Annotated in this window: 26 protein-coding genes and 1 tRNA gene; 13 read left to right on the top strand and 14 right to left on the bottom strand. The window is 59.6% G+C overall.

All coding sequences use genetic code 11. The features are described from left to right. Positions 1-41: 41 nt before the first annotated feature. A complete protein-coding gene (gene gabP, locus KGB14_RS20585; protein ID WP_223488536.1) occupies positions 42-1,436 on the top strand; it encodes a GABA permease in 1,395 nt (464 codons plus the stop codon). Between the two features lie 70 nt (positions 1,437-1,506). Here the strand turns inward: gabP and KGB14_RS20580 are convergent, their stop codons facing one another. The 4 genes from KGB14_RS20580 to KGB14_RS20565 form a co-directional block, all read right to left on the bottom strand. After that, on the bottom strand, positions 1,507-1,959 hold the full coding sequence (locus KGB14_RS20580; RefSeq protein ID WP_223488535.1) for a hypothetical protein: 453 nt from the start codon (positions 1,957-1,959) through the stop codon (positions 1,507-1,509). A 6-nt stretch (positions 1,960-1,965) separates the two neighbouring features. Next, complete coding sequence (locus KGB14_RS20575) at positions 1,966-2,382, bottom strand: hypothetical protein (RefSeq protein WP_223488534.1); 417 nt, start codon at positions 2,380-2,382, stop codon at positions 1,966-1,968. A gap of 36 nt (positions 2,383-2,418) precedes the next feature. Beyond that, complete coding sequence (locus tag KGB14_RS20570) at positions 2,419-3,393, bottom strand: alpha/beta fold hydrolase (RefSeq protein WP_223488533.1); 975 nt, start codon at positions 3,391-3,393, stop codon at positions 2,419-2,421. A gap of 69 nt (positions 3,394-3,462) precedes the next feature. Next, a complete protein-coding gene (locus KGB14_RS20565; protein ID WP_223488532.1) occupies positions 3,463-4,521 on the bottom strand; it encodes a YhcG family protein in 1,059 nt (352 codons plus the stop codon). A 262-nt stretch (positions 4,522-4,783) separates the two neighbouring features. Here KGB14_RS20565 and KGB14_RS20560 point away from each other — a divergent pair, with 262 nt between their 5' ends. Then, positions 4,784-5,233, top strand: coding sequence for a carboxypeptidase regulatory-like domain-containing protein (locus KGB14_RS20560; protein WP_223488531.1), 450 nt, complete (start codon positions 4,784-4,786; stop codon positions 5,231-5,233). A gap of 85 nt (positions 5,234-5,318) precedes the next feature. On the opposite strand, the gene KGB14_RS20555 is transcribed toward KGB14_RS20560, so the two are convergent. The 5 genes from KGB14_RS20555 to KGB14_RS20535 all read right to left on the bottom strand — a co-directional run bounded on the left by KGB14_RS20555 (position 5,319) and on the right by KGB14_RS20535 (position 9,551). Further along, positions 5,319-5,394 (bottom strand) — tRNA-Phe (locus KGB14_RS20555). A 103-nt stretch (positions 5,395-5,497) separates the two neighbouring features. Continuing rightward, complete coding sequence (locus KGB14_RS20550) at positions 5,498-5,770, bottom strand: oxidative damage protection protein (RefSeq protein ID WP_007897448.1); 273 nt, start codon at positions 5,768-5,770, stop codon at positions 5,498-5,500. Further along, entirely contained in the window at positions 5,767-6,834 is a 1,068-nt protein-coding gene (gene mutY / locus KGB14_RS20545; RefSeq protein ID WP_223488530.1) for an A/G-specific adenine glycosylase, read from the bottom strand. Before mutY ends, KGB14_RS20550 begins: the two co-directional genes overlap by 4 nt. Next, on the bottom strand, positions 6,831-9,065 hold the full coding sequence (locus KGB14_RS20540) for an AsmA family protein (protein ID WP_223488529.1): 2,235 nt from the start codon (positions 9,063-9,065) through the stop codon (positions 6,831-6,833). Before KGB14_RS20540 ends, mutY begins: the two co-directional genes overlap by 4 nt. 78 nt (positions 9,066-9,143) lie before the next feature. Further along, positions 9,144-9,551 carry an acetyl-CoA sensor PanZ family protein gene (locus KGB14_RS20535; protein ID WP_223488528.1) on the bottom strand — a complete coding sequence of 136 codons (408 nt, stop codon included), beginning with the start codon at positions 9,549-9,551 and terminating at the stop codon, positions 9,144-9,146. Positions 9,552-9,839: 288 nt separating this feature from the next. On the opposite strand from KGB14_RS20535, the gene KGB14_RS20530 reads away from it, so the two are divergent. From KGB14_RS20530 to KGB14_RS20500, 7 genes are all read left to right on the top strand, one after another. After that, on the top strand, positions 9,840-11,501 hold the full coding sequence (locus KGB14_RS20530) for an OFA family MFS transporter (RefSeq protein WP_223488527.1): 1,662 nt from the start codon (positions 9,840-9,842) through the stop codon (positions 11,499-11,501). 273 nt (positions 11,502-11,774) lie between these two features. After that, complete coding sequence (gene hisB, locus KGB14_RS20525; RefSeq protein WP_007939452.1) at positions 11,775-12,368, top strand: imidazoleglycerol-phosphate dehydratase HisB; 594 nt, start codon at positions 11,775-11,777, stop codon at positions 12,366-12,368. After that, positions 12,368-13,006: an imidazole glycerol phosphate synthase subunit HisH gene (gene hisH / locus KGB14_RS20520; RefSeq protein ID WP_223488526.1), complete on the top strand. Its 639-nt coding sequence runs from the start codon at positions 12,368-12,370 to the stop codon at positions 13,004-13,006. The genes hisB and hisH overlap by 1 nt, the downstream gene beginning before the upstream one ends. Then, complete coding sequence (locus tag KGB14_RS20515; RefSeq protein WP_223488525.1) at positions 13,007-13,267, top strand: DUF2164 domain-containing protein; 261 nt, start codon at positions 13,007-13,009, stop codon at positions 13,265-13,267. Positions 13,268-13,309: 42 nt separating this feature from the next. Further along, the gene (gene hisA / locus KGB14_RS20510) at positions 13,310-14,047 is read left to right on the top strand and encodes a 1-(5-phosphoribosyl)-5-[(5-phosphoribosylamino)methylideneamino]imidazole-4-carboxamide isomerase (protein WP_223488524.1); all 738 of its coding nucleotides are present in this window, start codon (positions 13,310-13,312) and stop codon (positions 14,045-14,047) included. 9 nt (positions 14,048-14,056) lie between these two features. Continuing rightward, positions 14,057-14,827 (top strand): imidazole glycerol phosphate synthase subunit HisF, encoded by a 771-nt coding sequence (gene hisF / locus KGB14_RS20505; RefSeq protein WP_007897430.1) that lies wholly within the window; start codon positions 14,057-14,059, stop codon positions 14,825-14,827. Positions 14,828-14,900: 73 nt separating this feature from the next. Continuing rightward, positions 14,901-15,656, top strand: coding sequence for a substrate-binding periplasmic protein (locus tag KGB14_RS20500; RefSeq protein ID WP_223488523.1), 756 nt, complete (start codon positions 14,901-14,903; stop codon positions 15,654-15,656). A 147-nt stretch (positions 15,657-15,803) separates the two neighbouring features. Here KGB14_RS20500 and KGB14_RS20495 read toward each other — a convergent pair whose 3' ends face one another. The 4 genes from KGB14_RS20495 to gpmI form a co-directional block, all read right to left on the bottom strand. Further along, positions 15,804-16,586, bottom strand: coding sequence for a divergent polysaccharide deacetylase family protein (locus KGB14_RS20495; RefSeq protein ID WP_223488522.1), 783 nt, complete (start codon positions 16,584-16,586; stop codon positions 15,804-15,806). A 1-nt stretch (position 16,587) separates the two neighbouring features. Beyond that, complete coding sequence (locus KGB14_RS20490; RefSeq protein ID WP_223488521.1) at positions 16,588-17,916, bottom strand: S41 family peptidase; 1,329 nt, start codon at positions 17,914-17,916, stop codon at positions 16,588-16,590. A gap of 34 nt (positions 17,917-17,950) precedes the next feature. Beyond that, positions 17,951-19,243, bottom strand: a complete 1,293-nt coding sequence (locus tag KGB14_RS20485) for a murein hydrolase activator EnvC family protein (RefSeq protein ID WP_223488520.1) — start codon at positions 19,241-19,243, stop codon at positions 17,951-17,953. Positions 19,244-19,472: 229 nt separating this feature from the next. Next, positions 19,473-21,002, bottom strand: a complete 1,530-nt coding sequence (gene gpmI, locus KGB14_RS20480; RefSeq protein ID WP_223488519.1) for a 2,3-bisphosphoglycerate-independent phosphoglycerate mutase — start codon at positions 21,000-21,002, stop codon at positions 19,473-19,475. A gap of 416 nt (positions 21,003-21,418) precedes the next feature. On the opposite strand from gpmI, the gene KGB14_RS20475 reads away from it, so the two are divergent. The 3 genes from KGB14_RS20475 to secB are packed head-to-tail and all read left to right on the top strand — an operon-like array spanning position 21,419 to position 22,631. Further along, positions 21,419-21,832: a rhodanese-like domain-containing protein gene (locus tag KGB14_RS20475; RefSeq protein WP_223488518.1), complete on the top strand. Its 414-nt coding sequence runs from the start codon at positions 21,419-21,421 to the stop codon at positions 21,830-21,832. Position 21,833: 1 nt separating this feature from the next. After that, positions 21,834-22,088: a glutaredoxin 3 gene (grxC, locus tag KGB14_RS20470; protein ID WP_007939440.1), complete on the top strand. Its 255-nt coding sequence runs from the start codon at positions 21,834-21,836 to the stop codon at positions 22,086-22,088. Between the two features lie 57 nt (positions 22,089-22,145). After that, a complete protein-coding gene (secB, locus tag KGB14_RS20465; RefSeq protein ID WP_007897410.1) occupies positions 22,146-22,631 on the top strand; it encodes a protein-export chaperone SecB in 486 nt (161 codons plus the stop codon). A 183-nt stretch (positions 22,632-22,814) separates the two neighbouring features. On the opposite strand, the gene KGB14_RS20460 is transcribed toward secB, so the two are convergent. Continuing rightward, positions 22,815-23,270 carry a tRNA (cytidine(34)-2'-O)-methyltransferase gene (locus KGB14_RS20460; protein WP_007949025.1) on the bottom strand — a complete coding sequence of 152 codons (456 nt, stop codon included), beginning with the start codon at positions 23,268-23,270 and terminating at the stop codon, positions 22,815-22,817. Here KGB14_RS20460 and KGB14_RS20455 point away from each other — a divergent pair. After that, positions 23,269-23,709, top strand: coding sequence for a hypothetical protein (locus tag KGB14_RS20455; protein ID WP_223488517.1), 441 nt, complete (start codon positions 23,269-23,271; stop codon positions 23,707-23,709). The two genes, KGB14_RS20460 and KGB14_RS20455, sit on opposite strands and share 2 nt — an antisense overlap. Positions 23,710-24,085: the final 376 nt, after the last annotated feature.

The raw sequence follows: 24,085 nt of genomic DNA, 5'->3' as shown, positions 1-24,085 counted from the left end.
ACCGGGCCGACGTCATCGCTTTCCTTGCAAAGGTAGTATTAATGAGCAGTAGCCAAAGCTCCTCCAATGGTCTCGAACAGGGGCTAAAACCGCGTCATGTGACGATGCTGTCGATCGCCGGGGTTATCGGCGCCGGGCTGTTCGTCGGTTCCGGTCATGCCATCGCCGCCGCAGGCCCGGCTGTGCTGTTGGCCTATGCTGCCGCCGGTGCTCTGGTGGTTCTGGTCATGCGAATGCTCGGCGAGATGGCCGTTGCATCGCCAGACACAGGCTCCTTCTCGACGTACGCCGATCGCGCGATCGGTCACTGGGCCGGTTTCACCATCGGCTGGCTCTACTGGTGGTTCTGGGTTTTGGTCATCCCGCTGGAGGCTAATGCCGCCGCAACCATTCTGCATGCCTGGTTCCCGAATGTGGCGATCTGGGCCTTCACCTTGGTTATCACGTTGCTGCTAACGGTGACCAACCTGTTCAGTGTGAAGAACTATGGTGAGTTCGAATTCTGGTTCGCCCTGGTCAAAGTCGTGGCGATCATTGGCTTTATCGGCCTCGGCATTCTGGCGATCTTCGGCTTCCTGCCTACCAGCCAGGTCAGCGGCGTGTCGCACCTGTTCGACACGCAAGGCTTCCTGCCAAACGGCATGGGCGCTGTGCTGGGTGCCATCCTGACCACCATGTTCTCTTTCATGGGCACCGAGATCGTGACCATCGCGGCCGCGGAATCGAAGAACCCTGGCCAGCAGATTTCCAAGGCTACCAACTCGGTCATCTGGCGGATCGGCTTGTTCTACCTCGTCTCCATCTTCATCGTTGTGGCCTTGGTGCCATGGAATGATCCGATTCTCGCCAGCGTCGGTTCCTACCAGACCGTGCTGGAGCGCATGGGTATCCCGAATGCCAAGCTGATCGTCGATATCGTGGTTCTGGTTGCGGTAACCAGCTGCCTGAACTCGGCGCTCTACACCGCTTCACGCATGATGTTCTCGTTAGGCAAACGCGGCGATGCGCCGGCCGTTTCCCAGCGCACCAACAGCAGCGGCACACCTTACTGGGCCGTGATGCTGTCGACCGCCGCGGCGTTCCTTGCAGTGTTCGCCAACTACGTGGCTCCGGCCGCTGTATTCGAATTCCTGCTGGCCAGCTCTGGCGCCATCGCGTTGCTGGTGTACCTGGTGATCGCGATTTCGCAACTGCGTATGCGCAAACAGCGTATGGCTCGCGGTGAAAAAATCGCCTTCAGCATGTGGCTGTTCCCGGGCCTGACCTACGCGGTGATCATATTCATCGTTGCGGCCCTGACCATCATGCTGTTCCAGGAAGCCCATCGCGTGGAGATCCTCGCGACTGGTTTGCTGAGCCTGTTGGTGGTGGCTGCCGGGTTGTTTGTGGCCCGTCGTCGCAAGCTGCAGAAAGTGGGCGCGGTGGTGCTGAACTGATTCGTACCGCGTAACGCAAAACGGCCGCTGTCAGTGATGACAAGCGGCCGTTTTTACTTGTGGGGTAGCTTTATTCGACCTTTTCGACCGGCAGGTCCAGCGACTGGCGATAACTGTCCAGCGCATCGCCAAAATCGGTGATGAATTGCGGGTCGGTCAGCCAGGCCTGGGCGGCATCGCGGTCCATGCCATCGGCCCACATGCGGTAGTCGATCAGCATGTCGGCGGCCAGGTGCGTGGCGGCCATGGCTTCGTTGTCGGCGTTTTCCATGTCCAGCAGTTCTGGATGGTCGCTGATGATCTCGGCGAGGTTCGACAGCAGGGTCAGCAGCATGTCGTTGCGGCTGGTGGACTCGGCGTCACGCATTTTGCTGAACATCGCCAGGGTGTATTCCGGGATCGGCTCGCCGAGTTCGCCCAGGTCGTCGTCCAGCTCGGCGGGTTTTCTGCCGTGGATATTGATTTGCTTGGCTTTGGCCTTGGCGCGTTTGGCGCGTTTCTGTTGTTTGTTCAGGGATGCCATGGGAACTCAGTTGGTTTTCTGTTGGGTTTGGGCCGCGATGGCGTCGGATGCCGCCACGTAGTCGGCCTGGAAGGCCGGGGATTCGATCCACGCCAAAGCGCCGGCTTCGTCTGTCTCGGTGGACCATTGGCGATATTCGATCAGTGCCGCGAGGATGAAATCCATCGCGCCTTCTTCGCCTTCCTGTTCGTAAACCAGTTCCAGCAGCGGGTCTTCGAGGAAGGCCGCGCACATCGCTTGCTGACTGGTTTTTTCGGCGTCGATCATTTTCTTGAACAGTTCGGTCAGGTCCACCGATTCGAAATCGATGCGATCGTCGTTCGGGTCCAGCTCGACCGGCGCGGCGGCCCGCTGGGTGCGGTTCTGCTTGGTCTTGGCTTTGGCGCGGGAGGCGCGTTTGTTCTGCTTGTTGGCGGAGGCCATGGGCATCGTTCCGTAATTCGTGAGGGGGCGCATCAATTAGCTGCGTGGCACTCGCCGCCCGGGTATATCGGGGGCCAGCTCGCCGGTCTGCAGCCAGGACAATGCAATGGGCCATAGTGTGGCTTGGTATGCGCTGCGAAAAAAGGCGAAATGTCCGACTTCTTCTTCACCGATGTCTTCAGGGGTGAGGCGCAGGTGGGTGTTTGTACTGTTGATGAAGTAGCCAAGCAGGCGTTCGATGGCCGGAATCGTGCCGTACGGGTCGTCACTGAGGCTGATGGCCAGCGTTTGGGCGGTGACGTTCCCGAACGGCAGCTGGCCGCTTTTGGCGTGGATGACGCGAGCGCTGGGGCGTTTCTCATATTGGGCGGCGGGCATGCTCCAGTCGCGGACGACACCGGCCGGTGTGTCTTCCAGCCAGCCGAGACGTTTGCCGGGGAAGTAGCCGTAAAGCAGTGTCATCAACGGCATCACCATATGCCACTTGGCGAGCATCCGCCAACGGTGGGCAGGGGCATAGTCGCGCCAGTAAGCGAACTGCGCACCCACCGTCACCAGGCGTCGGATCACATGCCCGGAGGCTCCCAGCCCGGCTGCGCAACCGCCGAAGCTGTGGCCGACGACATTGATGGGTTGTTCCGCAAACTCGCGTTGCGCCCTTTGCAGCATCGCCTCGAAATCCAACGCCCCCCAATCGGACCATGAGGCCTCAAGCCCCTTCAGCGACGCAGGGCGCGACTCGCCGATGCCGCGGTAGTCATAGGTGATCACGTCGAAGCCGTTGGCGAAGAGGTAATCGGCAAAGCGCGAATAGTGTCGGCAACGGACTGAAGTAGCGGCGTTGATGATCACCACCGGGCGGGTCGGGTCTTGATTTGCATGTCGCCAGGTGAAGCCGCCAAGGATGAAGCCGTCGGCGGCGGGTTCCTCGAAAAATTCACCGGATATGCCGGTGGGTAATGGCAATTCAAGTTGCGTCGGGGCCAGTGAGGGCATGTCCTGTAAATTCATCGCCTTCAAACCTTTGCGGCTAGCCAATCACCATAGTCTTCGCGCCGTTCATGAACAATCCACCCGTGCTCATCGGGGCCTCTGCTTGAGTAACCGCTCTTCAATCACCGCCCATTCCCGAGCCAGTTCTGCGCGAAGTTCCTCCTCGCTCGGCAGCACCAGTCTGTATGTGCTGGCGAACAGTTGTTCATTGCCTTGCAGCACTGAATAGCGCACCACCGATTCATCTTTCTGTGCGCAGAGAATGAGGCCGACGGTAGGGCCATCTTCCGGTCCGCGCTTGAGGTCGTCGTACAGGCGCACGTACATGTCCATCTGGCCGGCATCCTGGTGGGTCAGTTCGCCGCGCTTGAGGTCGAAGATGACGAAGCACTTGAGCAGGTAGTTGTAGAACACCAGGTCGATGTAGAAGTCTTTGCTGTCGGTACTGATACGTTGCTGGCGAGCGATGAAGGCGAAGCCTTTGCCCAGTTCCAGCAGGAAGCCCTGGAGTTGATTGATCAATGCTTGCTCAAGCTCGCTTTCCTGGATCAGGCCCGCATTGGGCAAGCCGAGAAACTCCAGTAGCACCGGGTCGCGGATGAACTCCCGAGGGCTGGCGTTCATTTGCTGGATGTTGGTGGCGGCTTCCTGTTTGACAGCGGGCCGGTCGCGGCTTGCCAGCAGGCGTTCGTAATAGAGGGTATTGATCTGGCGCTCGAGGGCGCGACTTGACCAGTTCTGCAGAGCAGATTCGTTCATGTACCAGTGGCGAGCGTTGTCGTTGTCGACTCGTAGCAGTCTGCGGTAGTGGGCCCAGCTCAATTCGGAACGCACTGCGTTCCAGATTGGAAAGGTCTGATAAAAGTCCCGCATGTAGCGCAGGTTGCGTTCGTCAAAACCTTTCCCGAACTCGGAAGTGAGGACTTTCGCCAGCGTCGATAGCAACTGCTTTCCATGCACCACCCGCCGAGCGCCTTCCTGCTCGAGCTCCACAATATGCCGTCCGATCTGCCAACAGGTTTGCACCTGAACGGTATCGACCGCTCGCAGTACCTTCTGGCGCGCTTCCTTAATCAATTCGCCAAGATTGCCGAGCAGTGACGTGATCTGTGGATCTTGAGTGTTACCGGGTTTGAGGGAGTTCATGAGATTTTCCGCGGCTGAAGGAAACAGGCGCAAGAGGATGGCAAGAGAGCGATAGCCCGCGATGCCGGGCGCGGCTGGTAAATCGGAAGGAAAGGCAGATTTGCTTTGCAGGACCGGGCCGACGGCAGCCCATGCATGAGGCGCACGTCACGTAGTCCGATTCGCTGTGAGCCCAAGTGCGAATCGATCTAAAACTTGAACATTCGGTAACAAATCTAAAAAGAGTAACGAGTGGGTTCTACGCAACCCGGGAGTCACCATCATGAAGAACGTCCATTCATTCATGCTGTCCATCGCCGCTGTCGGCGCACTGATGTTTCCAGTCGTGATTAACGCCGCCAGTCTTGAGCCGGTCGACAGCTCAGCCGTGCAAGTCCAGCCGCAACTGCAAAACGGGATTACCTACTTGTCCGGGGGGATCGGAGAGGATGAGGCTAAAGCCATTCAGCAAACCAAAGGCTACAACCTGCACATGACCTTCTCCACTGGGCCTCAGGATGAATACGTTCCCGATGTGGACCTGGTTATTCAGAAAGCCGCAGGGCAGACCGTGCTGACAGTGAGTCAGGCCGGGCCGCTGGTTTACGTTCAGTTGCCTGCCGGCAAGTACACCGTTGTCGCGACGCATAAAGGTGAGGTGCGGCGTGATACAGCGGATATAGGCAGCGGCGCCGCTCGCAATCTGGTTTTCCACTGGGGGGGTGAAAACTAGTCAGGAGAGAGTGGCTTGCGTGATAACTGATTAAATCGCGGGCATAAAAAAACCCTGAATCTTGCGATTCAGGGTTCTCGGTATTTGGTGCCCAGAGACGGAATCGAACCGCCGACACGGGGATTTTCAATCCCCTGCTCTACCGACTGAGCTATCTGGGCAACGGGGCGCATTAAACTGGTTTTTCAGAGGGTCGTCAAGAAAGTTTTCAAAAAAATTTTAATTATTACCGTCGCTTACGATCCGACCCCCGAAAAAACGGGATTATTCAGCCGGCGGAACGTAGCCTTCAGCCTTGGCGTATTCCTCGCCGGAAAAGAACTTGTCCATCTCGCCCTGAAGGTATTTGCGGTCTTCGGCGTTCATCATGTTCAGGCGTTTTTCGTTGATCAGCAGGGTCTGGTGTTTCTGCCAGTCGGCCCAGGCCTTGGCCGAGACGTGGTCAAAAATGTCCTGACCTTTTGCACCCGGAAATGGAGCGCGCTCCAGGGCGGGCAATTCTTCTTTGTACTTGCGGCACATGATGGTGCGGGTCATGACGACTCTCCTGCGTTCAATACGGCGGCCGCGCGTTCGAGCAAGGTTTTGACCGGGGCGGCAAGGCCCAGGCGCGGCGGGGTGGCGAGGTTATACCAGAGCCAGTCGGCCTCGGCCACGTGATGGCCGGCCTCCTGGACCTGAACCAGCCAGGGTTCGATGGATAATTGAAAGTGGCTGAAGGTATGCACCAGGCTTGGCAGTGCCTGTTGGTTGCCCAATTCCAGCGAATGCTGCGAAGCCAGATGTTGCAGGTCGTCGAGGTCGTCGAGTTCCGGCAAGCTCCAGAGACCGCCCCACAAGCCCGTGGAAGGGCGACGGTAAAGCAGAATCGCGCCTTCGCCATTGGCGAGCATCGGCATCAGCGTGCGCTTCTGAGGCACGGCCTTGCGCGGTTTGGGGACCGGGTAGCGGGTTTCCAGGCCAAGCATGTGCGCTTCGCAGCCCTTTTTCAGCGGACAAAGCAGGCAGCTCGGTTTGCTGCGGGTGCAGAGCGTGGCGCCCAGGTCCATCATCGCCTGGGTGTAGGCGTTGACCCGATCATACGGCGTAAAGCGCTCAGCGTTGGCCCACAGCTGTTTGGCAACCTTGGGCTCGCCCGGATAACCCTCTTGCGCGGTAAAGCGCGCCAGCACCCGTTTGACGTTGCCATCGAGGATCGGCGCCCGCAGGCCCATGCTCAGGCTGGCAATCGCGCCAGCGGTGGACAGGCCAATACCCGGCAGATCGGTGAGCTTTTCCACATCACGGGGAAATTCGCCGCCATATTCGGCGACGACGATTTTCGCGGTCTTCTGCAGATTGCGTGCGCGGGTGTAGTAGCCGAGGCCGGTCCACAGGTGCAGCACTTCGTCTTCCGGCGCGGCGGCCAGGGCTTCGACCGTTGGTAGCGAGGCCATGAAGCGGTCGAAATAATTCAGCACGGTGCTGACCTGGGTCTGCTGCAACATGATTTCCGAGACCCACACCCGGTATGGGGTGATGCCCTGTTGCCAAGGCAAATCGTGGCGGCCGTGGAGGTCGTACCAATCCAGTACCGCCGTTGAAAACTGCTCGGCTCTCATCGCTTGAACAGCCCCTTGAGCGCGTTTTTCAGTTCCGGGCTGACTTTATCGCCAAGTTTCTCGTCGATTTTTTCGCTGATCCGCTCGCCGGCCAGTTTGCTGGCGACTTGTCCCATGCGTTCGTTGTCGAGGCGGCAAGCCTTGGCGCCCAGTTCCAGTGGGCCACGGCAGCGCAGTGGCCATTCGATGCCGACGTAGCGCTCGCCGATCTGGCAGGCCGGGTCCGGCATGTCGCTCTTGTCGCCTTCGACGATGATGCCGACACGATAATCCATGCCCATCACCCGCAGGTCGATGTCGCCGCTACCGTTGACGGTCATGCCCGGGACGCGCACTTTCAGGTCCGGGTTGTTGGCCACGCCATTACGCAAGATCAGGTTGCCCTTGAGTTCTTCGAACGGCGTGTCCTTGCCCTTCGGTTCGCCGCTGAGGGTTTTGCGGTTCAGGGTGGCGATGCCTTTGCACAGTTGCTGCTCAAGGTTGGCATTGAGCAACATGCCGTTGTTGATGACGAAGCTGGCGTTGCCATTGAGGCTTTCGATCAGCGCTTTCTGGCTGTTGCCGCTCCCTGTCAGCGCGCTGTCGAGCGTAACGAGGCCTTGGACCGGTGGATTTTTCCCCTGGCTTTCGAGGATTTTTTCCACTGGCACTTTGCTGATGTGCGTTTGCAGGTTCAGTGCCGGCATTGGCTGGCGCACATCCAGGGTGCCCTTGGCTTCAAAGTTGCCGTCGTACAGATCGCCGCGCAAGTTCTCCAGGGTCAGCAGACCGCCCTGGCCGTTGGCCTTGAGTGCAGCGTTCTGAATCGGCAGTTTGTCGAGGGTCAGCAGGCCGAAGGTCAGGTCGGCGTCAATGTCGAGTTTGCTCAGGCGCTCAACCGGTAACAGGCGCTCGGTACTCCACGGGCCGCTGGTGGGTGACGGCGGCAGCGGTGTACTGCCCGCGCCGGCCATGGCATCGGCCTCGGTGCTGGCCACTTCGGCCTTACGCACCTGCGTCGCGCTGTTGGCCTCGGCAGATTTTGGCGGCAGGTAACGGTCGACATTGAAGGTGTCGGCCTTGAGGCTTGCCCGTAGCGATTGCTTGGCGAAGTCCTCGACAGCGATGCGGCCGCTGAAACTGCTGTCGTCGACCTTCAGATTGATGTTGTCGAGCGACAGACTGGTTGGCGTGCCGGCAATCTGGCTGACCAGTTCGACTTTGCTCAGGCTGCCTTCGGCCATCGCCGGAAGTTTCTGGCCGATGCTGTCGACGAATTTCGCCAGATCGAATTGGGCAATCGACAGGCCACCGCTGATCTGCGGAGTCTTGTCGAGGTCGTTGGCCTTCAGCTCGCCCAAGGCGCGTAGCTGGTTGGCGGAGATTTTGATGCCGGTCCATTCGGCGACGTTGGCGGCCTTGTCCAGCAGCAGCTGGCCTTGGGCGGCGAAGGTCATGGTCTTGCCTTGCAGAGGATCGCCGGCGACTTCACCAGAGAGTTTCATGTCTTCGAATTTGTAACGCTGTAGCGCGCGTTCGAAACGCAACTCGCCGGCCAATTCGGTGCGTACCCGCAGAACCGGTTGGTTGGTGCCAAGGAACGCGGTGAGCTTGACCGGAATGTTGGTCGAGTCGTGTACCGGGCCGGTGCTGAGCTGGATGCTCTCGGCGCTGAACTGTTTGCCGGTTTTCTCGTCGCTGTATTCAACGCGGGCGTTGTTGACGGTCAGGCTGTCGATGTCCAGGCGGATCGGCTGAGCCGGTTTTTCTGCCTGGGTGGTGGTCGTTGGTGCCGGTGCGCCGGTGGTGGCCGGCGGCGTGGCCGTGCCGCTCGGGGTGGCAGGCGCCGGAACTTTGCCGATGTCTTCCCAGTTGCCATGACCGTCCTTGTCGCGATTCAGGCGCAGGTCCAGTCCTTCGACACGCACATCGCTCATTTGCACTTCACGACGCAGCAGCGGAATCACACGGACCGAGAGGCCCAGCATCTGCAAGTCGGCAAACGGCTCGGTGGGTTTGGCCAGGGTCGCAACACTGGCTTCGTGCAATTCCAGGCCGAGCCAGGGAAACAGGCTCCAGCCGATATCGCCATTGAGCGTCAGCTCGATGTGGGCCTTGTCGCGGGCAATCTGGCGAATCTCGTCTTTATAGTCGTTGGGATCGAAGAAGTGGGTCAGGGCAAAGCCCAGCGCCACAATGATCAGCAACAGCCCGAGAAGTACCAGACCCAGGATTTTGCCGAACGCTTTCATGGGCGAGTCCTTTGTATTAGTCGAATTCGAAATTTAGCCGGGGAGTATAGCGCTCCGAAGTGCACGACCGTTTGGCGATCACGTTGGGAGCACATCCAGCGATATCTTCAGCTTAGCCGCCAGCGCTTGAGCTTCGAGGTGCCCGGCAGGCACCAGCAGGCGCAACGTCGCGCCCGATTGCGACGCCATTCTCTGCGCTTCGTTCACTAAACGCTCGGCAACGCCACGACGACGGGTGATTTTTCGTACGCATAAATGGGACAAATGCCAGATGTCCTGGTGCCGCCGTTGCAAACGGGCCGCGCCCAACAGTCGGTCATTGAAGCGTCCGGCGATCAGCGAGCCGTCCTGCAGGCAGACTTCTATCAGTTCTGCATCCCCTGTAAATGGCGCGAACAGCCAGTCAGGGGCATCGCGGTAGATCTTCTGCAGATCTTGCTGATCCTGATAAGTGGCTTGGTTCAGCGGCTCGACAATGATCGGCATGGCGCTTCCTTTGAAAGGTTAATCCGGCCCCGCAGGAGCAGCCTGCGGCAGCGCCTACGCATGAAAACATGTTCTTGCGGTTGTACGAGAACAGATGACATACAAAAGGTGATATCAGTTTGGTTTTTCTGTCACGTTCAAATGGTACCCTTTGCCCGTTCGTCCGTCCTTCTGCGACGTGATGTCGCACCAAAGTGGAGCTTCACCTAAAAAACAGTCACGCCTGCGTGCATAAGGCTGAGGGTGAGAGGCGGCTGGCGAACCATACTAATAATTGGGGGATTCACCATGACTACCAGCATCACGGCGGACGGCGTTGCCGACCGGCCCGCGTTCCTGTCCAAGGAGCGCATCATCGCCAAGCCCGGTTTTAACCGTTGGCTTGTACCACCGGCCGCTCTGGCCATTCACCTGTGCATCGGCATGGCCTATGGCTTTTCGGTGTTCTGGTTGCCGTTGTCCAAAGCCCTGGGCGTCACCAAGCCAATGGCTTGCGCGCCGGACATGAGCTTCATCGCTCAGGTCTTTTCGTCTCAATGCGACTGGCCGATTTCGATGCTCGGCTGGATCTACACCCTGTTCTTCATCTTCCTTGGCTGCTCGGCAGCGATCTGGGGTGGCTGGCTGGAACACGCAGGTCCTCGCAAGGCCGGTGTTGTGTCGGCACTGTGCTGGTGTGGCGGTCTGCTGATTTCGGCACTGGGGGTCTATACCCATCAGATCTGGCTGATGTGGATCGGCTCCGGGGTCATTGGCGGTATCGGCCTGGGGCTGGGTTACATCTCGCCGGTCTCGACCCTGATCAAATGGTTCCCGGACAAGCGCGGCATGGCGACCGGCATGGCGATCATGGGGTTCGGTGGTGGCGCGATGGTCGGTGCTCCGTTGGCCGCAGCCCTGATGGGCCACTTCGCTTCGCCAACCAGCGTCGGTGTGTGGCAGAGCTTCCTGGTGATGGCCGCGATCTACTTCGTGTTCATGATCGGTGGCGCGCTGTCCTACCGTGTTCCGCCAACCGGCTGGAAGCCTGAAGGCTGGACCGCTCCGGTGAAGAAAGCTTCCAACGCGATGATTACCCACCGTCACGTCCACGTGAATGTGGCGTGGAAGACCCCGCAATTCCGTCTGGTGTGGCTGGTGCTGTGCCTGAACGTGTCGGCGGGTATCGGTATCCTTGGCATGGCTTCGCCGCTGTTGCAGGAAGTGTTCGCCGGTAAATTGCTCGGCAACGACCTGACGTTCGGTCAGCTGGACGCTTCGCAACTGGCTTCGATCGCTGCGATTGCTGCCGGTTTCACCGGTTTGCTGAGCCTGTTCAACATCGGTGGCCGGTTCTTCTGGGCTTCGTTCTCGGACTACCTGGGTCGCAAAAACACCTACTTCGTGTTTTTTGCCCTGGGTTTTGCCCTGTACGCGCTGATCCCGAACCTCGGTCACCTGGGCAGCGTTGCACTGTTCGTGGCGGCGTTCTGCATCATCCTGTCGATGTACGGTGGTGGTTTTGCGACGGTGCCTGCGTATCTCGCGGACCTGTTCGGCACACAAATGGTCGGCGCGATCCACGGTCGTCTGCTGACGGCCTGGGCGGCGGCGGGTGTGCTGGGGCCGGTGTTGGTGAACTACCTGCGTGAATATCAACTGAGCATCGGCGTTGAACGTGCCGCGGCTTACGACATCACCCTGTACATCCTCGCGGGCCTGCTGGTGTTGGGTTTCCTGTGCAACCTGATGGTTCGCCCGGTGGCTGACAAGTACTTCATGACCGACGCTGAACTGGCCGCCGAACAGGCGCTGGGCCACGACAAAGGTGCCGACAGCAGCACCGTGCTGGAGTGGAAAGCGGATGCGGGCACCAAGCCGTTGGCGGTGGCGGCGTGGCTGGTGGTGGGTATTCCGTTGGCGTGGGGTGTGTGGGTGACGCTGCAGAAGACTGCGGTGTTGTTCCATTAAGTAAACGCATCATCCCTGTGGGAGCGAGCCTGCTCGCGATAGCGGCCTGACAGTCAACATAGATGTTGAATGTGATGGCCCTATCGCGAGCAGGCTCGCTCCCACACTTGTTTCCACAACCGCAGAATTTGATTCACACGCTTGTACTGACATGTCTATCCCCGACGGTAGGGGGTTCACTCCGTCAGTGATATCACCTCTCATGTTTCTGTTTAGCGCCCGCGACCCTATAATGGCTGCCTTTTTCGCCCCAATGATTTTGCGGAGCTGGTGATGGCCGAACGTATGGCGTCTGTCGAGCGCGACACTCTGGAAACCCAGATCAAAGCCTCGATCAACCTGGATGGCACCGGAAAGGCCCGATTTGATATCGGTGTACCTTTTCTTGAGCACATGCTGGACCAGATCGCCCGTCACGGGCTGATCGACCTGGATATTGTCAGCAAGGGCGACCTGCATATCGACGACCACCACACGGTGGAAGACGTCGGTATCACCCTGGGTCAGGCCTTCACCAAAGCCATCGGCGACAAGAAAGGCATCCGTCGCTACGGCCACGCCTACGTGCCGCTCGATGAAGCGCTGTCGCGTGTGGTGATCGACTTCTCCGGCCGCCCTGGCCTGCAGATGCATGTTCCTTATACCCGCGCTACCGTCGGCGGTTTCGACGTTGACCTGTTCCAGGAATTTTTCCAGGGCTTCGTCAACCACGCCAACGTCACCCTGCACATCGACAATCTGCGTGGGCACAACACCCACCACCAGATCGAGACCGTGTTCAAGGCTTTCGGCCGCGCCCTGCGCATGGCAGTAGAGCTGGATGACCGCATGGCCGGGCAGATGCCTTCGACCAAAGGCGTTCTGTAATGCAGACGGTTGCGGTTATCGATTACGGCATGGGCAACCTGCACTCGGTGGCCAAGGCCCTCGAGCATGTCGGTGCCGGCAAGGTGCTGATCACCAGCGATGCCGATGTGATTCGCGAAGCCGACCGGGTGGTATTCCCCGGCGTCGGCGCGATTCGCGATTGCATGGCGGAGATCCGTCGTCTGGGTTTCGACACGCTGGTGCGTGAAGTCAGCCAGGACCGTCCGTTCCTCGGCATTTGCGTGGGCATGCAAGCCTTGCTCGACAGCAGTGAAGAAAACGACGGCGTCGATTGCATCGGCCTGTTTCCAGGCCAGGTGAAGTTCTTCGGCAAGGATCTGCACGAAGACGGCGAACACCTGAAAGTGCCGCACATGGGCTGGAACGAAGTGAAGCAGACGGTGACTCACCCGCTGTGGCACAACATTCCGGACCTGGCGCGTTTCTACTTCGTGCACAGCTACTACATCGCCGCCGGCAATGCGCGGCAGGTGGTGGGTAGCGGTCACTACGGTGTCGATTTTGCCGCAGCGCTGGCCGACGGCTCGCGTTTTGCCGTGCAATTCCACCCGGAGAAGAGCCACACCCATGGCCTGCAATTGCTGCAGAACTTCGCCGCGTGGGATGGTCGCTGGTAAATGGCCGTCAAGAAGGGCAAGCCGCCGATCCTGACCCTCACTCCCGAGCAGGAGAGCGAGGCCAATCACAAGATCAAACGCTTCATGGAAGATCGCTTCGAACTGGACCTGGGTTCATTCGAAGCGGCTGAAATCCTGGAGCTGTTTACCCGCGAAATTGCTCCGCACTATTACAACAGGGCGATTTTCGATGTGCAGACGCACCTCAAAGAGAGGTTCGAAAGCATCGAAAGCGACCTGTGGGCGCTCGAGAAAAACTGATTTCCGAGCGAAGCTGAACACTCGAATTTGAAGGTTTGCCAGATGCTGATTATTCCCGCTATCGATCTCAAAGACGGTGCCTGTGTTCGTCTGCGCCAGGGCCGCATGGAAGATTCCACGGTGTTCTCCGATGACCCGGTGAGCATGGCTGCCAAGTGGGTGGAGGGCGGTTGCCGCCGTCTGCATCTGGTCGACCTGAACGGCGCCTTCGAAGGCCAGCCGGTCAACGGCGAAGTGGTCACCGCCATCGCCAAGCGCTACCCGAACCTGCCGATTCAGATCGGTGGCGGTATCCGTTCCCTGGAAACCATCGAGCACTACGTGAAAGCGGGCGTGAGCTACGTGATCATCGGCACCAAAGCCGTGAAAGACCCGGCTTTCGTGGCCGAAGCCTGCCGTGCATTCCCGGGCAAGGTGATTGTCGGTCTGGATGCCAAAGACGGTTTTGTCGCCACCGACGGCTGGGCTGAAATCAGCACCGTTCAGGTCATCGACCTGGCCAGGCAATTCGAAGCCGACGGCGTGTCGGCGATCGTTTATACCGACATCGCCAAAGACGGCATGATGCAGGGCTGCAACGTTTCGTACACCGCCGCCCTGGCCGCTGCGACGAAGATTCCGGTGATCGCTTCCGGCGGTATCCACAATCTGGGTGACATCAAGTCGCTGCTCGACGCCAAGGCGCCAGGCATCATCGGCGCCATCACCGGCCGGGCGATTTACGAAGGCACCCTCGATGTTGCGCAAGCGCAAGCTTTCTGCGATTCGTACAAAGGCTGAGGACTGACCATGGCGCTGGCCAAACGCATCATCCCTTGCCTGGACGTGGATAACGGCCGGGTGGTCAAGGGCGTCAAGTTCGAGAACATTCGCGACGCCGGCGACCCGGTGGAAATCGCTCGTCGTTACGACGAACAGGGCGCCGACGAGATTACCTTTCTCGACATCACCGCCAGCGTCGACGGCCGCGACACCACGCTGCACACCGTCGAGCGCATGGCCAGCCAGGTGTTCATCCCGCTGACCGTGGGCGGCGGCGTGCGTACCGTGCAAGACATTCGCAACTTGCTCAATGCCGGTGCGGACAAGGTTTCGATCAACACCGCTGCGGTGTTCAATCCGGAGTTCGTCGGCGAAGCGGCGCAGCATTTCGGCTCGCAGTGCATCGTCGTCGCCATCGACGCGAAGAAGGTTTCCGGCCCGGGCGAAACCCCACGCTGGGAAATCTTCACCCACGGTGGTCGCAAGCCAACCGGTCTCGACGCCGTTGAATGGGCGAAGAAGATGGAAGGTCTGGGCGCCGGTGAAATCCTGCTGACCAGCATGGACCAGGACGGCATGAAAAACGGTTTCGACCTGGGCGTCACCCGCGCCATCAGTGATGCGCTGGGCATTCCGGTGATCGCGTCCGGCGGTGTCGGCAACCTTCAGCACTTGGCCGACGGCATCCTCGAAGGCCACGCCAGCGCGGTGCTGGCGGCGAGTATTTTCCACTTCGGTGAATACACCGTGCAGGAAGCCAAGGCCTACATGGCTCATCGCGGCATCGTGATGCGTTAAACGGTACAGGCCAGTGGACAGTATGGCGGGCTCAGGGCACTCTTGGGCACGCCATGGATTCCGGTAGCCCGACATGCTTAAACGTCTTCTTCTTGTCCTTGCCAGCGCTTCTTTGTTGCTCATCAACGGGGCTCGCGCCGAAGAAAGTCCCGGCCCTGGCCTGGTGTTGCTGACGGAAAATTTCCCGCCGTACAACATGGCGAAAAACGGCAAGAACTTCGCTCAGGACGAGAACATCAATGGCATCGCCGTGGATATCGTCCGCGAGATGTTCAAGCGCGCCGACATCACCTACAGCCTGACGCTGCGTTTCCCTTGGGAGCGCATCTACAAACTCGCCCTGGAAAAGCCCGGTTATGGCGTGTTCGTGATGGCGCGTTTGCCGGACCGCGAGAAACTCTTCAAGTGGGTCGGCCCTATCGGCCCGGACGACTGGATCATGCTGGCCAAGGCCGATAGCAAGATCACCCTCGAGTCGCTGGAGCAGGCGCGCAAATACAAAATTGGCGCCTACAAGGGTGATGCGATTGCCGAGACGCTGGCCAGGCAAGGATTGAAACCGATTGTCGTGCTGCGGGATCAGGACAACGCAAAAAAACTGGTCGACGGCCAGATCGACCTGTGGGCCACCGGTGACCCGGCAGGCCGCTATCTGGCGCGCCAGGAAGGCGTGAACGGGCTCAAGACCGTGCTGCGGTTCAACAGCGCCGAGCTTTACCTGGCGTTGAACAAAGACGTGCCGGATGACGTCGTGGCCAAGCTTCAGGCAGCGCTGGATCAGCTGCGCAAGGAAGGCGTGGTGGACGACATCATGGGGCGGTATTTGTAGCGTTCAACGCCCTACCTTCTGCCATGCATATACCAATGTGGGAGCGAGCCTGCTCGCGATGAGGGAGTGTCAGTCGACATCATTATTGTCTGGCATACCGCCATCGCGAGCAGGCTCGCTCCCACAGTGGTTTTGTGGTGCGGCAAGTTAGCGGTACACGCCATCTTTCCCATGCCCGGCCGTCGCCTTGTTACCGCGCACGCTGATCATCTGCTTGATATCAATCCACTCGATGCCCTGCGCCTTGAGCTTAGGCAATTCACGCTCAAGCACGGCCAGCGTCTGTGGATACGGATGCCCGATCATCACCGCCGAACCCTGTTTGCGCGCCAGGCTGATTGCCGTCTGCAGCTGAGTGAAGATCGCCGCTTCGGTGGGCTCGTCATCCAGAAACACATCCCGCGAAACACTCGCCAGACCAATCTTCTGCGCCTCGGCGGCCGCCACGGTTTGCGCACTGGTGCGGCTGTCGACGAAGAACTTGTGCCGACGCTGCAAGTCCGCCATCAGCCAGGCCATGGCCGGTTGCTGAGCAGTCATGCGGCTGCCCATGTGGTTGTTGATGCCGGCGGTATGCGGCACAGCCTGGAACGCCGCGTTCAGGCGCTTCTCGAGTTCTTCGATGGGCAACTCGGGATGCCAGGCAAATGGGCCGGTGGCCGGGTCCATGGGCATGTGCAGGATGACGATCTTGCCGGCGCGATGGGCTTCGCGGGCGAATTCTGTGGCGTGGGGAGTATCGGGCATGATTGCCGTGGTGACGGGGCCGGGCAGGGCCAGCACGCGGCGATCCCGGGGCAGGTTCTGCCCCAGGTCATCGATGATCAGGCTCAGGTAAGCCTTTGCAGGTGTGGCCACTGTCGTGACGGGCGCCGCGTGAGCAACACCCGCCAGACAGCACAGCAGACCGAGCAGCAACCGCAGGCGCATCTCAGCGGCCGGAGGTGATGCTCAGCCCTTTGAGCAGGCTCAGGGCCTGGGCCAACTGGTAATCGTCATCCTGCGGCATGGCCTTGGCTTTGCCACTGGAACCGGTCGGTTTGTCGGCGCCGCCGTTGCCATTGCCCAGGTGACCTTGCAGATCGGCTTCCTTGAAGTACTCGCCGTCCTGCTCGTTGGTGATCTTGGCCTTGCGCACTTCGATGTCCGGGACGATGCCCTGGGCCTGAATCGAGCGACCGTTCGGCGTGTAGTACAGCGCCGTGGTGATTTTCAGGGCGCGGTCGTTATTCAGCGGCAACACGGTTTGTACCGAGCCTTTGCCGAAACTGGTGGTGCCCATGACGACTGCGCGTTTCTGATCCTGCAATGCGCCAGCGACAATTTCCGAGGCCGAGGCGCTGCCGCCGTTGATCAGTACGACCATTGGCACGGCTTCGCTTTGGTCCTTGCCGGTGGCGGAGAAGCGCAGTTCGGAGTTGGCGATGCGGCCCTTGGTGTAGACGATCAGGCCCTTGGTAATGAAGTGGTCGACCACTTCCACCGCCGATTGCAGCACGCCGCCCGGGTTGTTACGCAGGTCGAGAACGATGCCGCTGAGCTTCTTGCCGTTGTCTTTGCGCAACTTCGCCAAGGCCTTGGAGACCTCTTCGCCGGTCTTGACCTGGAACTGGGTGATGCGGATGTAGCCGTAGCCGGATTCCAGCAGCTGGCTCTTCACGCTCTTCACTTGAATGATGGCGCGGACCAGGACCACGTCGAACGGCGCACCGCCATCGCGGACCAGGGTCAGGGTGATTTTCTGGCCGATCTTGCCGCGCATCTTGTCCACGGCTTCGGTCATGCTCTGGCCGCGAGTTGGCTGGCCGTTGATCTTGACGATGAAGTCGCCGGCCTGAATGCCAGCCTTGGAGGCCGGGGTGTCATCGATGGGCGAAACCACTTTGATGAAACCGTCTTCAGCGCCGACTTCGATGCCCAGGCCGCCGAATTCGCCGCTGGTGCTTTCCTGCAACTCAGCGAAGTCTTCCGGGCCCAGGTACGCGGAGTGCGGGTCGAGGTTGCTGAGCATGCCTTTGATGGCGTTTTCCAGCAGGGTCTTGTCGTCCACCGGTTCTACATAGGCTGCCTTGATCCGGTCCATGACTTCGGCAAAGGTGCGCAACTCGTCCAGCGGCAAAGGCGCCTTGGTGGTCGCAGCGGTGCCGGCAGGCGCAACCGCCGGGGCCGTCGGGGCCGGTTGAGCGGCGAACGCCAATGGCGCGCCGATCACCAGGGCGATCGTCAGGGCCAGCGAGGTAAGGCGGGACAAATACAGCATGTCGAACGAACTCCTAATGTAGGTGACTCAACGCCTATCCTTGCGCGCGGCACCATTGCGCCGGATCACTCGGGTGACCCTGCTGACGAATAGCGAAATACAGCGCTGGTGTGTCCTGCCCGCCACTGCTACCGACAGTGGAGATGGACTCACCGGCTTTTACCACGTCACCCGCAGACTTGAGCAGCGTCTGGTTGTGACCATAAAGACTCAAAAAACCGTTGCCATGGTCGAGAATGACCAGCAACCCCGCGCCACGCAGCCAATCGGCAAACACCACGCGGCCGCCGTGAACGGCATGCACCTGGCTGCCGGCGGAGGCGCTGATCATCACGCCATCCCACTTGGTTCGGGCGTCGTCGCCACGGTTTTCACCGAAGCGCGCCAGCAGACGACCATCAACCGGCCATGGAAGTTTGCCGCGAGTGGAAGCAAAGGGGCCGCCAAAGGTTTCGCCTGAACTTGAAACCAGTGCGCCGGGTGTCGATTTAGCGGGTTTGCGTGGGGCGTCGCTGGCATCTGCTTCAGCCTGAGCCTCACGTAAACGCTTTTTTTCGGCTTCCTGCTGGGCGATCAGCGCTTTCTGCCGCGCTTCTTCTGCCTCACGGGCCTGACGGGCCAGGGTTTCTTCAATGGTTTTAAGGACTTTAGACAGGTCCGCCTGATCCTGCTCGCGCGCCGCCAGTTTCTGATCGCGAGCCTTCACGTCATCGTTGAGCTTGGCCAGGACTTGCTGACGCTCTTTGCGGACCTTGTCGAGTTCATCGCGCTGGCTGTCGAGGCTGCTTTTCTGCACCAGCAATTGCGCCTGCTGCAGGCCGATGTCTTTTTCGACATTGGCCAGTTGGCGCAGGGTTTCGTTGAAATTCTTCAACTGCTCCAGGCGGGCCTGGCTCAGGTAGTCGTAATAGGTGAGGGTGCGGGCGAATTTTTCCGGGTTCTGCTGGTTGAGCAACAGCTTGAGGTACTCCTGGCGGCCATTCTGATAGGCCGCCCGGGCCTGAATGGCGATCAGTCGTTGCTGTTCAATGCGCGCGCTCTGGAGTTTTTTTTTCTCACCATCGAGTCGCTGCAGCTCGGATTCGCTTTTCTTCAGCTCTTTTTGCAGGGCATCGACCTGCTTCTCGAGCTTGCCCATCTCGGTTTCGGTGCCTTTGAGGTCTTTTTGCACCCCGGATTTTTCTTCCTGGAGTTTGCCCAGCAATTTTTTCAGCTCGGCAATGTCCTGACGCGTGGCGTCCAACTGTTGTTGGGTTTGCGTGCGCTCGTCGGCAAAGGCCGGTTGGAGCAGGCAAGTCAGGGCAAGGGCTATCAGGACGCGAAGCATAGAGGCGGGCGACACCAGGGAAAGGGACGGCCTAGTATGCCCGCCATGCGCAGCAAAAAAAATGCCCAATTGGGGCTGTGTGATAACTGGACTGAAAAACACCGCAAACCAATGTGGGAGCGAGCCTGCTCGCGATGGCATCAGTACATTCAACAAAGATGTTGGCTGTCAGATTGCTATCGCGAGCAGGCTCGCTCCCACAGGGTTTGGCGGTGTTTGAATAGGCGGATTACACCAGAATCGATGTCCCGGTCATTTCCACAGGCTTTTCCAGCCCCAGCAACATCAGCATGGTCGGCGCGACATCCGCCAGCACGCCGCCGTCGCGGACCTTGAAGTCACGCTTGCCGACATAGATGAACGGCACCGGCTCGGTGGTATGGGCGGTGTGGGCCTGGCCGGTCGATGCGTCGGACATCTGCTCTACATTGCCGTGGTCGGCGGTAATCAGGGCTTCGCCGCCGACTTTTTCCAGCGCCTCGACGATGCGACCGACACACAGGTCCAGGCATTCGACGGCTTTGACTGCCGCATCGAACACACCGCTATGGCCGACCATGTCGCCGTTGGCGTAGTTGACCACGATCACGTCGTAGCGCTGGTTTTCGATGGCCTCGACGATGCGGTCGGTGACTTCCGGGGCACTCATCTCGGGCTGCAAGTCATAGGTGGCGACTTTCGGCGACGGGATCAGGATGCGTTCTTCGCCCGGGAACGGTTCTTCGCGACCGCCGGAGAAGAAAAAGGTCACGTGGGCATACTTCTCGGTTTCGGCGATGCGCAGCTGCGTCTTGCCGTTTTTCGCCAGGTAATCGCCCAGCACGTTGTCCAGGCTGCCCGCGGCGAAGGCCGACGGCGCGGGGATGCTGGCGGCGTATTGGGTCAGCATGACGAAGCCGGCCAGTTTTGGCTGGCGAGCGCGTTCGAACTCCTTGAAATCGTCTTCGACGAACACGCGGGTCAGTTCGCGGGCACGGTCGGCGCGGAAGTTCATGAAGACCACGGCGTCGCCGTCTTCAACCTTGACCGGCTCACCGATGCTGGTGGCTTTGACGAATTCGTCGCTCTCGCCACGCTCGTAGGCGGCTTGCAGGCCTTCCTGGGCGGTGGCGGCGTTGAATTCGCTGCTGCCATCGACAATCAGGTTGTAGGCCTGGGACACGCGATCCCAACGGTTGTCGCGGTCCATGGCGTAATAACGGCCGATGATGCTGGCGATCCGGCCTTTACCGAGGGCTTCGAAGGTTGCGTCCAGCAGTTCGATCGACGACTGGGCGCTTTTCGGCGGTGTATCGCGGCCATCGAGGAACGCGTGCAGGTAAATTTTTTCAGCGCCGCGCTTGAAGGCCAGTTCGGCCATGGCAACCAGGTGGTCCTGGTGGCTGTGAACGCCGCCATCGGACAGCAGGCCCATGAAGTGCACGGCTTTGCCGGCAGCAACGGCTTTATCCACCGCGGCGCAGATGGTCGGGTTCTCGAAGAACTCGCCGTCGCGGATCGCTTTGGTCACGCGGGTGAAGTCCTGATACACCACCCGGCCGGCGCCGAGGTTCATGTGGCCGACTTCGGAGTTGCCCATCTGGCCGTCCGGCAAGCCGACGTCCATGCCGCTGCCCGAGATCAGGCCGTTCGGCACGGTGGCCCACAGGCGGTCCAGTACGGGCTTCTTCGCCGCATAGATGGCGTTGGATTCCTGGCTGTCACTGTGACCGAAGCCGTCGAGAATCATCAGGACCAAAGGTTTAGGCGTGGTAGTCATAGATTCCACTCGTGGCTGAGTTAAAAGAGGGCGATGGAAAAGGGAGTGGCAAGTTTAGGACGTGTTGACCCTCAATTGCGAGTCGCGTTTGCCCTGTGAGCGTGCCAGGCAAGGCGCGGGACGTGGGTAAGGGTCGTTTCCTTGCCGAGTCCCGCAACGCAGCATGGCGCGCTCACAGGGCAAACCCGGAGGGCCACGCCCCGTAACGCAATCCGTCGTTATTCGTCGTTTATTTGAAACGCCAAACCTCACTCCTCATGCCTAGTCTTGCGATTTACGGGGCGCGGCGCGACTCGCAATTGAGGGTCAACACGTCCTACAGCGAAGTTCCGGCGCCGTCACCGCCGGACGGGGTTTGGCCCACCATAGTGGCTGTGTATACTGGCCGACATTTTAACGCCCTGGAACCTCCTTCGATGGTTGATCACCTGATTCAATTCGCCACCAACCACTACATTCTCGTGGGTATCTTCGTTGTACTGGCGGCCCTGCTATTGGCCTATCAGATGCAAGGCGGCGGCCGCAGCCTGAGCACCGGTGAACTGACCGGGCTGGTCAACAAGGACGCAGGCGTGGTGGTCGACATTCGTCCGACCAAGGATTTTGCCGCCGGTCACATCGTTGGCGCGTTGAATATTCCTCAGGACAAACTGACCGCTCGCGTCGGCGAACTGGAAAAGCACAAGGCCAAGACCATTATCCTGGTCGACGCCATGGGCCAGACTGCCGGCACTCATGCCCGCGAACTGATGAAATCCGGCTTCACCGCCGCCAAGCTGTCCGGCGGTATTTCCAGCTGGAAAGCCGACAATCTGCCGCTGGTGAAGTGATATGAACAACGTCGTCGTCTATTCCAGCGATTACTGCCCTTATTGCTCGCGAGCCAAGTACCTGCTCGAGAACAAAGGCGTAGCCTTCGAAGAGATCAAGGTCGATGGCAAGCCGCAGGTGCGTGCCGCGATGGCTCAGAAGGCCGGACGTACGTCCGTGCCGCAGATCTGGATCGGCAGCACCCACGTTGGCGGCTGTGATGATTTGTTTGCCCTGGAGCGCGCCGGCAAGCTCGACGCCATGCTCAAGGCCTGACTGCCTTACTTGAAAATAGCCAACCCCTACAAGACCCGAGATCAGAAAGGATCTGAGATGACTGACCAACAGAACACTGCAGCTAGCGAAGAAGAAACCGCACCGCAATTCTCCTTGCAGCGCATCTACGTACGTGACTTGTCCTTCGAAGCCCCGAAAAGCCCGGCGATCTTCCGCCAGCAGTGGGAGCCGAGCGTCGGTCTGGATCTGAACACCCGCCAGAAGGCTCTGGAAGGCGACTTCCACGAAGTCGTGCTGACTCTGTCGGTTACCGTGAAAAACGGTGAAGAAGTGGCGTTCATCGCTGAAGTGCAACAGGCCGGGATCTTCCTGATCAAGAACCTGGACGACGCTTCGATGAGCCACACGCTCGGCGCGTTCTGCCCGAACATCCTGTTCCCGTACGCTCGCGAAACCCTGGACAGCCTGGTGACCCGCGGTTCGTTCCCGGCCCTGATGCTGGCCCCGGTGAACTTCGACGCGCTGTACGCACAAGAGCTGCAACGCATGCAGGCGGCTGGCGAGACTCCAACCGTTCAATAAAGAAGCTTCGTTTGCTCCATGGAAAAAGCGCCCGTTGAAGGCGCTTTTTTCATGGAGTAAACAAAACCTTCGTGTAGGAGCTGCCGAAGGCTGCGATCTTTTGATCTTGAAAATCAAAGTCAAAAGATCGCAGCCTTCGGCAGCTCCTACATTTGGATTGTCGTATCGCCTGATGACGTGGGCTTACTTAAACCCGAGCTGACGCCAGCCTTCATACACGGCGACGGCCACGGTGTTGGAGAGGTTCAGGCTGCGGCAGCCTTCGCGCATCGGCAAGCGCAGACGCTGTTCGCCGGGCAGTGCATCGAGCACTTCGGCCGGCAAGCCACGGCTTTCCGGGCCGAACAGGAAGGCATCGCCCTCGGCGAAGCTGGCATCATGAAACGGTCGCGAGCCCTTGGTGGTAAAGGCGAACAGCCGAGGATGACCGAGGCTTTCCAGACAGCTGGCAAGGTCTGCGTGGCGTTGCAGGGTGGCATACTCGTGATAATCGAGGCCGGCCCGGCGCAGGCGCTTGTCGTCCATCTCGAAGCCCAGCGGTTCGATCAAATGCAGGTGGCAGCCACTGTTGGCGCACAGCCTGATAACGTTGCCGGTATTCGGCGGAATTTCTGGTTGGAAAAGGATGACGTGAAACATGCACGGCTCCGAAGGTAAAGATGACGGGCATTCTACGCCGCCAAAGGACCCTCGTTCGAAACTATTCCCACGGGTGATGGCTTCGTTGGCGATCGTCGGGGTGATGGTGGGCCTGATGATCGGTCGCCTGACCACCCCCGACCCCAGCGAATTGCAGCAGGTCGAGGTCACGAATGACGGCCTGGTGGTGTGGTTCAACAACGAACCGAAGGCTCACGGCGAGTTCGTCGACGGTAGCCTCGCACTGTTGTTCGAGGCTGAAGGCCGTGCGCAGAAAGGTCAGCTCAAGCTCAACGACAAGAATGCGAACTGGCGAGTGCGTTTGAGTGATGGGGGGTTGTTGCTGACGGTAGTGGCGGCCCGGCCACTGCAGGGCGATTGGGCCGGTAGCGAGGTCGATGACCGCTGGCGGCTGGAGATCCATCTCCGAGAGCAATAAAAGAGGGAATCCCCGGCCTGCCTGTACCAAGGTTCCCAAAACGGGAGGGCTCGCGCATTGCATCGTGAGCCCGGTGTAAAGAAGGAATCCCCGGCCTGCCTGTACCGAGGTTCCCAAAACGGGAGGGCTCGCGCATCGCGTCGTGAGCCCGGTGTAAAGAAGGAATCCCCGGCCTGCCTGTACCAAGGACCCCAAAACGGGATGGGCTCGTCGCTGTTGCGGTATGAGCCCGGTGTAAAGAGGGGAATCCCCGGCCTGCCTGTACCAAGGTCCCCGAAACTGGGTAGTGAACTGAATCACTGAATGGACTATTGCAGGGGGCGTGCCAGTTTTTAACAAGTTGCAACAGAAAATCGCTGAGTAGCGCTGAAAGCCC

It is taken from the genome of Pseudomonas sp. A-RE-19 (assembly GCF_019956555.1).
Taxonomy (GTDB): Bacteria; Pseudomonadota; Gammaproteobacteria; order Pseudomonadales; family Pseudomonadaceae; genus Aquipseudomonas.
This window is presented reverse-complemented; position numbering and strand designations above follow the sequence as displayed.

Excerpts from the sequence above, each read along its gene's own strand:
- gpmI (WP_223488519.1), bottom strand. The coding sequence starts at position 21,002 with ATGACTACCACGCCTAAACCTTTGGTCCTGATGATTCTCGACGGCTTC.
- KGB14_RS20540 (WP_223488529.1), bottom strand. The coding sequence starts at position 9,065 with ATGAAAGCGTTCGGCAAAATCCTGGGTCTGGTACTTCTCGGGCTGTTG.
- KGB14_RS20490 (WP_223488521.1), bottom strand. The coding sequence starts at position 17,916 with ATGCTGTATTTGTCCCGCCTTACCTCGCTGGCCCTGACGATCGCCCTG.
- KGB14_RS20495 (WP_223488522.1), bottom strand. The coding sequence starts at position 16,586 with ATGCGCCTGCGGTTGCTGCTCGGTCTGCTGTGCTGTCTGGCGGGTGTT.
- KGB14_RS20475 (WP_223488518.1), top strand. The coding sequence starts at position 21,419 with ATGGTTGATCACCTGATTCAATTCGCCACCAACCACTACATTCTCGTG.
- KGB14_RS20500 (WP_223488523.1), top strand. The coding sequence starts at position 14,901 with ATGCTTAAACGTCTTCTTCTTGTCCTTGCCAGCGCTTCTTTGTTGCTC.
- KGB14_RS20535 (WP_223488528.1), bottom strand. The coding sequence starts at position 9,551 with ATGCCGATCATTGTCGAGCCGCTGAACCAAGCCACTTATCAGGATCAG.
- KGB14_RS20575 (WP_223488534.1), bottom strand. The coding sequence starts at position 2,382 with ATGGCCTCCGCCAACAAGCAGAACAAACGCGCCTCCCGCGCCAAAGCC.
- hisB (WP_007939452.1), top strand. The coding sequence starts at position 11,775 with ATGGCCGAACGTATGGCGTCTGTCGAGCGCGACACTCTGGAAACCCAG.
- KGB14_RS20515 (WP_223488525.1), top strand. The coding sequence starts at position 13,007 with ATGGCCGTCAAGAAGGGCAAGCCGCCGATCCTGACCCTCACTCCCGAG.
- KGB14_RS20460 (WP_007949025.1), bottom strand. The coding sequence starts at position 23,270 with ATGTTTCACGTCATCCTTTTCCAACCAGAAATTCCGCCGAATACCGGC.
- KGB14_RS20565 (WP_223488532.1), bottom strand. The coding sequence starts at position 4,521 with ATGAACTCCCTCAAACCCGGTAACACTCAAGATCCACAGATCACGTCA.
- hisH (WP_223488526.1), top strand. The coding sequence starts at position 12,368 with ATGCAGACGGTTGCGGTTATCGATTACGGCATGGGCAACCTGCACTCG.
- KGB14_RS20455 (WP_223488517.1), top strand. The coding sequence starts at position 23,269 with ATGCACGGCTCCGAAGGTAAAGATGACGGGCATTCTACGCCGCCAAAG.
- grxC (WP_007939440.1), top strand. The coding sequence starts at position 21,834 with ATGAACAACGTCGTCGTCTATTCCAGCGATTACTGCCCTTATTGCTCG.
- gabP (WP_223488536.1), top strand. The coding sequence starts at position 42 with ATGAGCAGTAGCCAAAGCTCCTCCAATGGTCTCGAACAGGGGCTAAAA.
- hisF (WP_007897430.1), top strand. The coding sequence starts at position 14,057 with ATGGCGCTGGCCAAACGCATCATCCCTTGCCTGGACGTGGATAACGGC.
- hisA (WP_223488524.1), top strand. The coding sequence starts at position 13,310 with ATGCTGATTATTCCCGCTATCGATCTCAAAGACGGTGCCTGTGTTCGT.
- KGB14_RS20530 (WP_223488527.1), top strand. The coding sequence starts at position 9,840 with ATGACTACCAGCATCACGGCGGACGGCGTTGCCGACCGGCCCGCGTTC.
- KGB14_RS20485 (WP_223488520.1), bottom strand. The coding sequence starts at position 19,243 with ATGCTTCGCGTCCTGATAGCCCTTGCCCTGACTTGCCTGCTCCAACCG.
- mutY (WP_223488530.1), bottom strand. The coding sequence starts at position 6,834 with ATGAGAGCCGAGCAGTTTTCAACGGCGGTACTGGATTGGTACGACCTC.
- KGB14_RS20560 (WP_223488531.1), top strand. The coding sequence starts at position 4,784 with ATGAAGAACGTCCATTCATTCATGCTGTCCATCGCCGCTGTCGGCGCA.
- KGB14_RS20570 (WP_223488533.1), bottom strand. The coding sequence starts at position 3,393 with ATGAATTTACAGGACATGCCCTCACTGGCCCCGACGCAACTTGAATTG.
- KGB14_RS20550 (WP_007897448.1), bottom strand. The coding sequence starts at position 5,770 with ATGACCCGCACCATCATGTGCCGCAAGTACAAAGAAGAATTGCCCGCC.
- KGB14_RS20580 (WP_223488535.1), bottom strand. The coding sequence starts at position 1,959 with ATGGCATCCCTGAACAAACAACAGAAACGCGCCAAACGCGCCAAGGCC.
- secB (WP_007897410.1), top strand. The coding sequence starts at position 22,146 with ATGACTGACCAACAGAACACTGCAGCTAGCGAAGAAGAAACCGCACCG.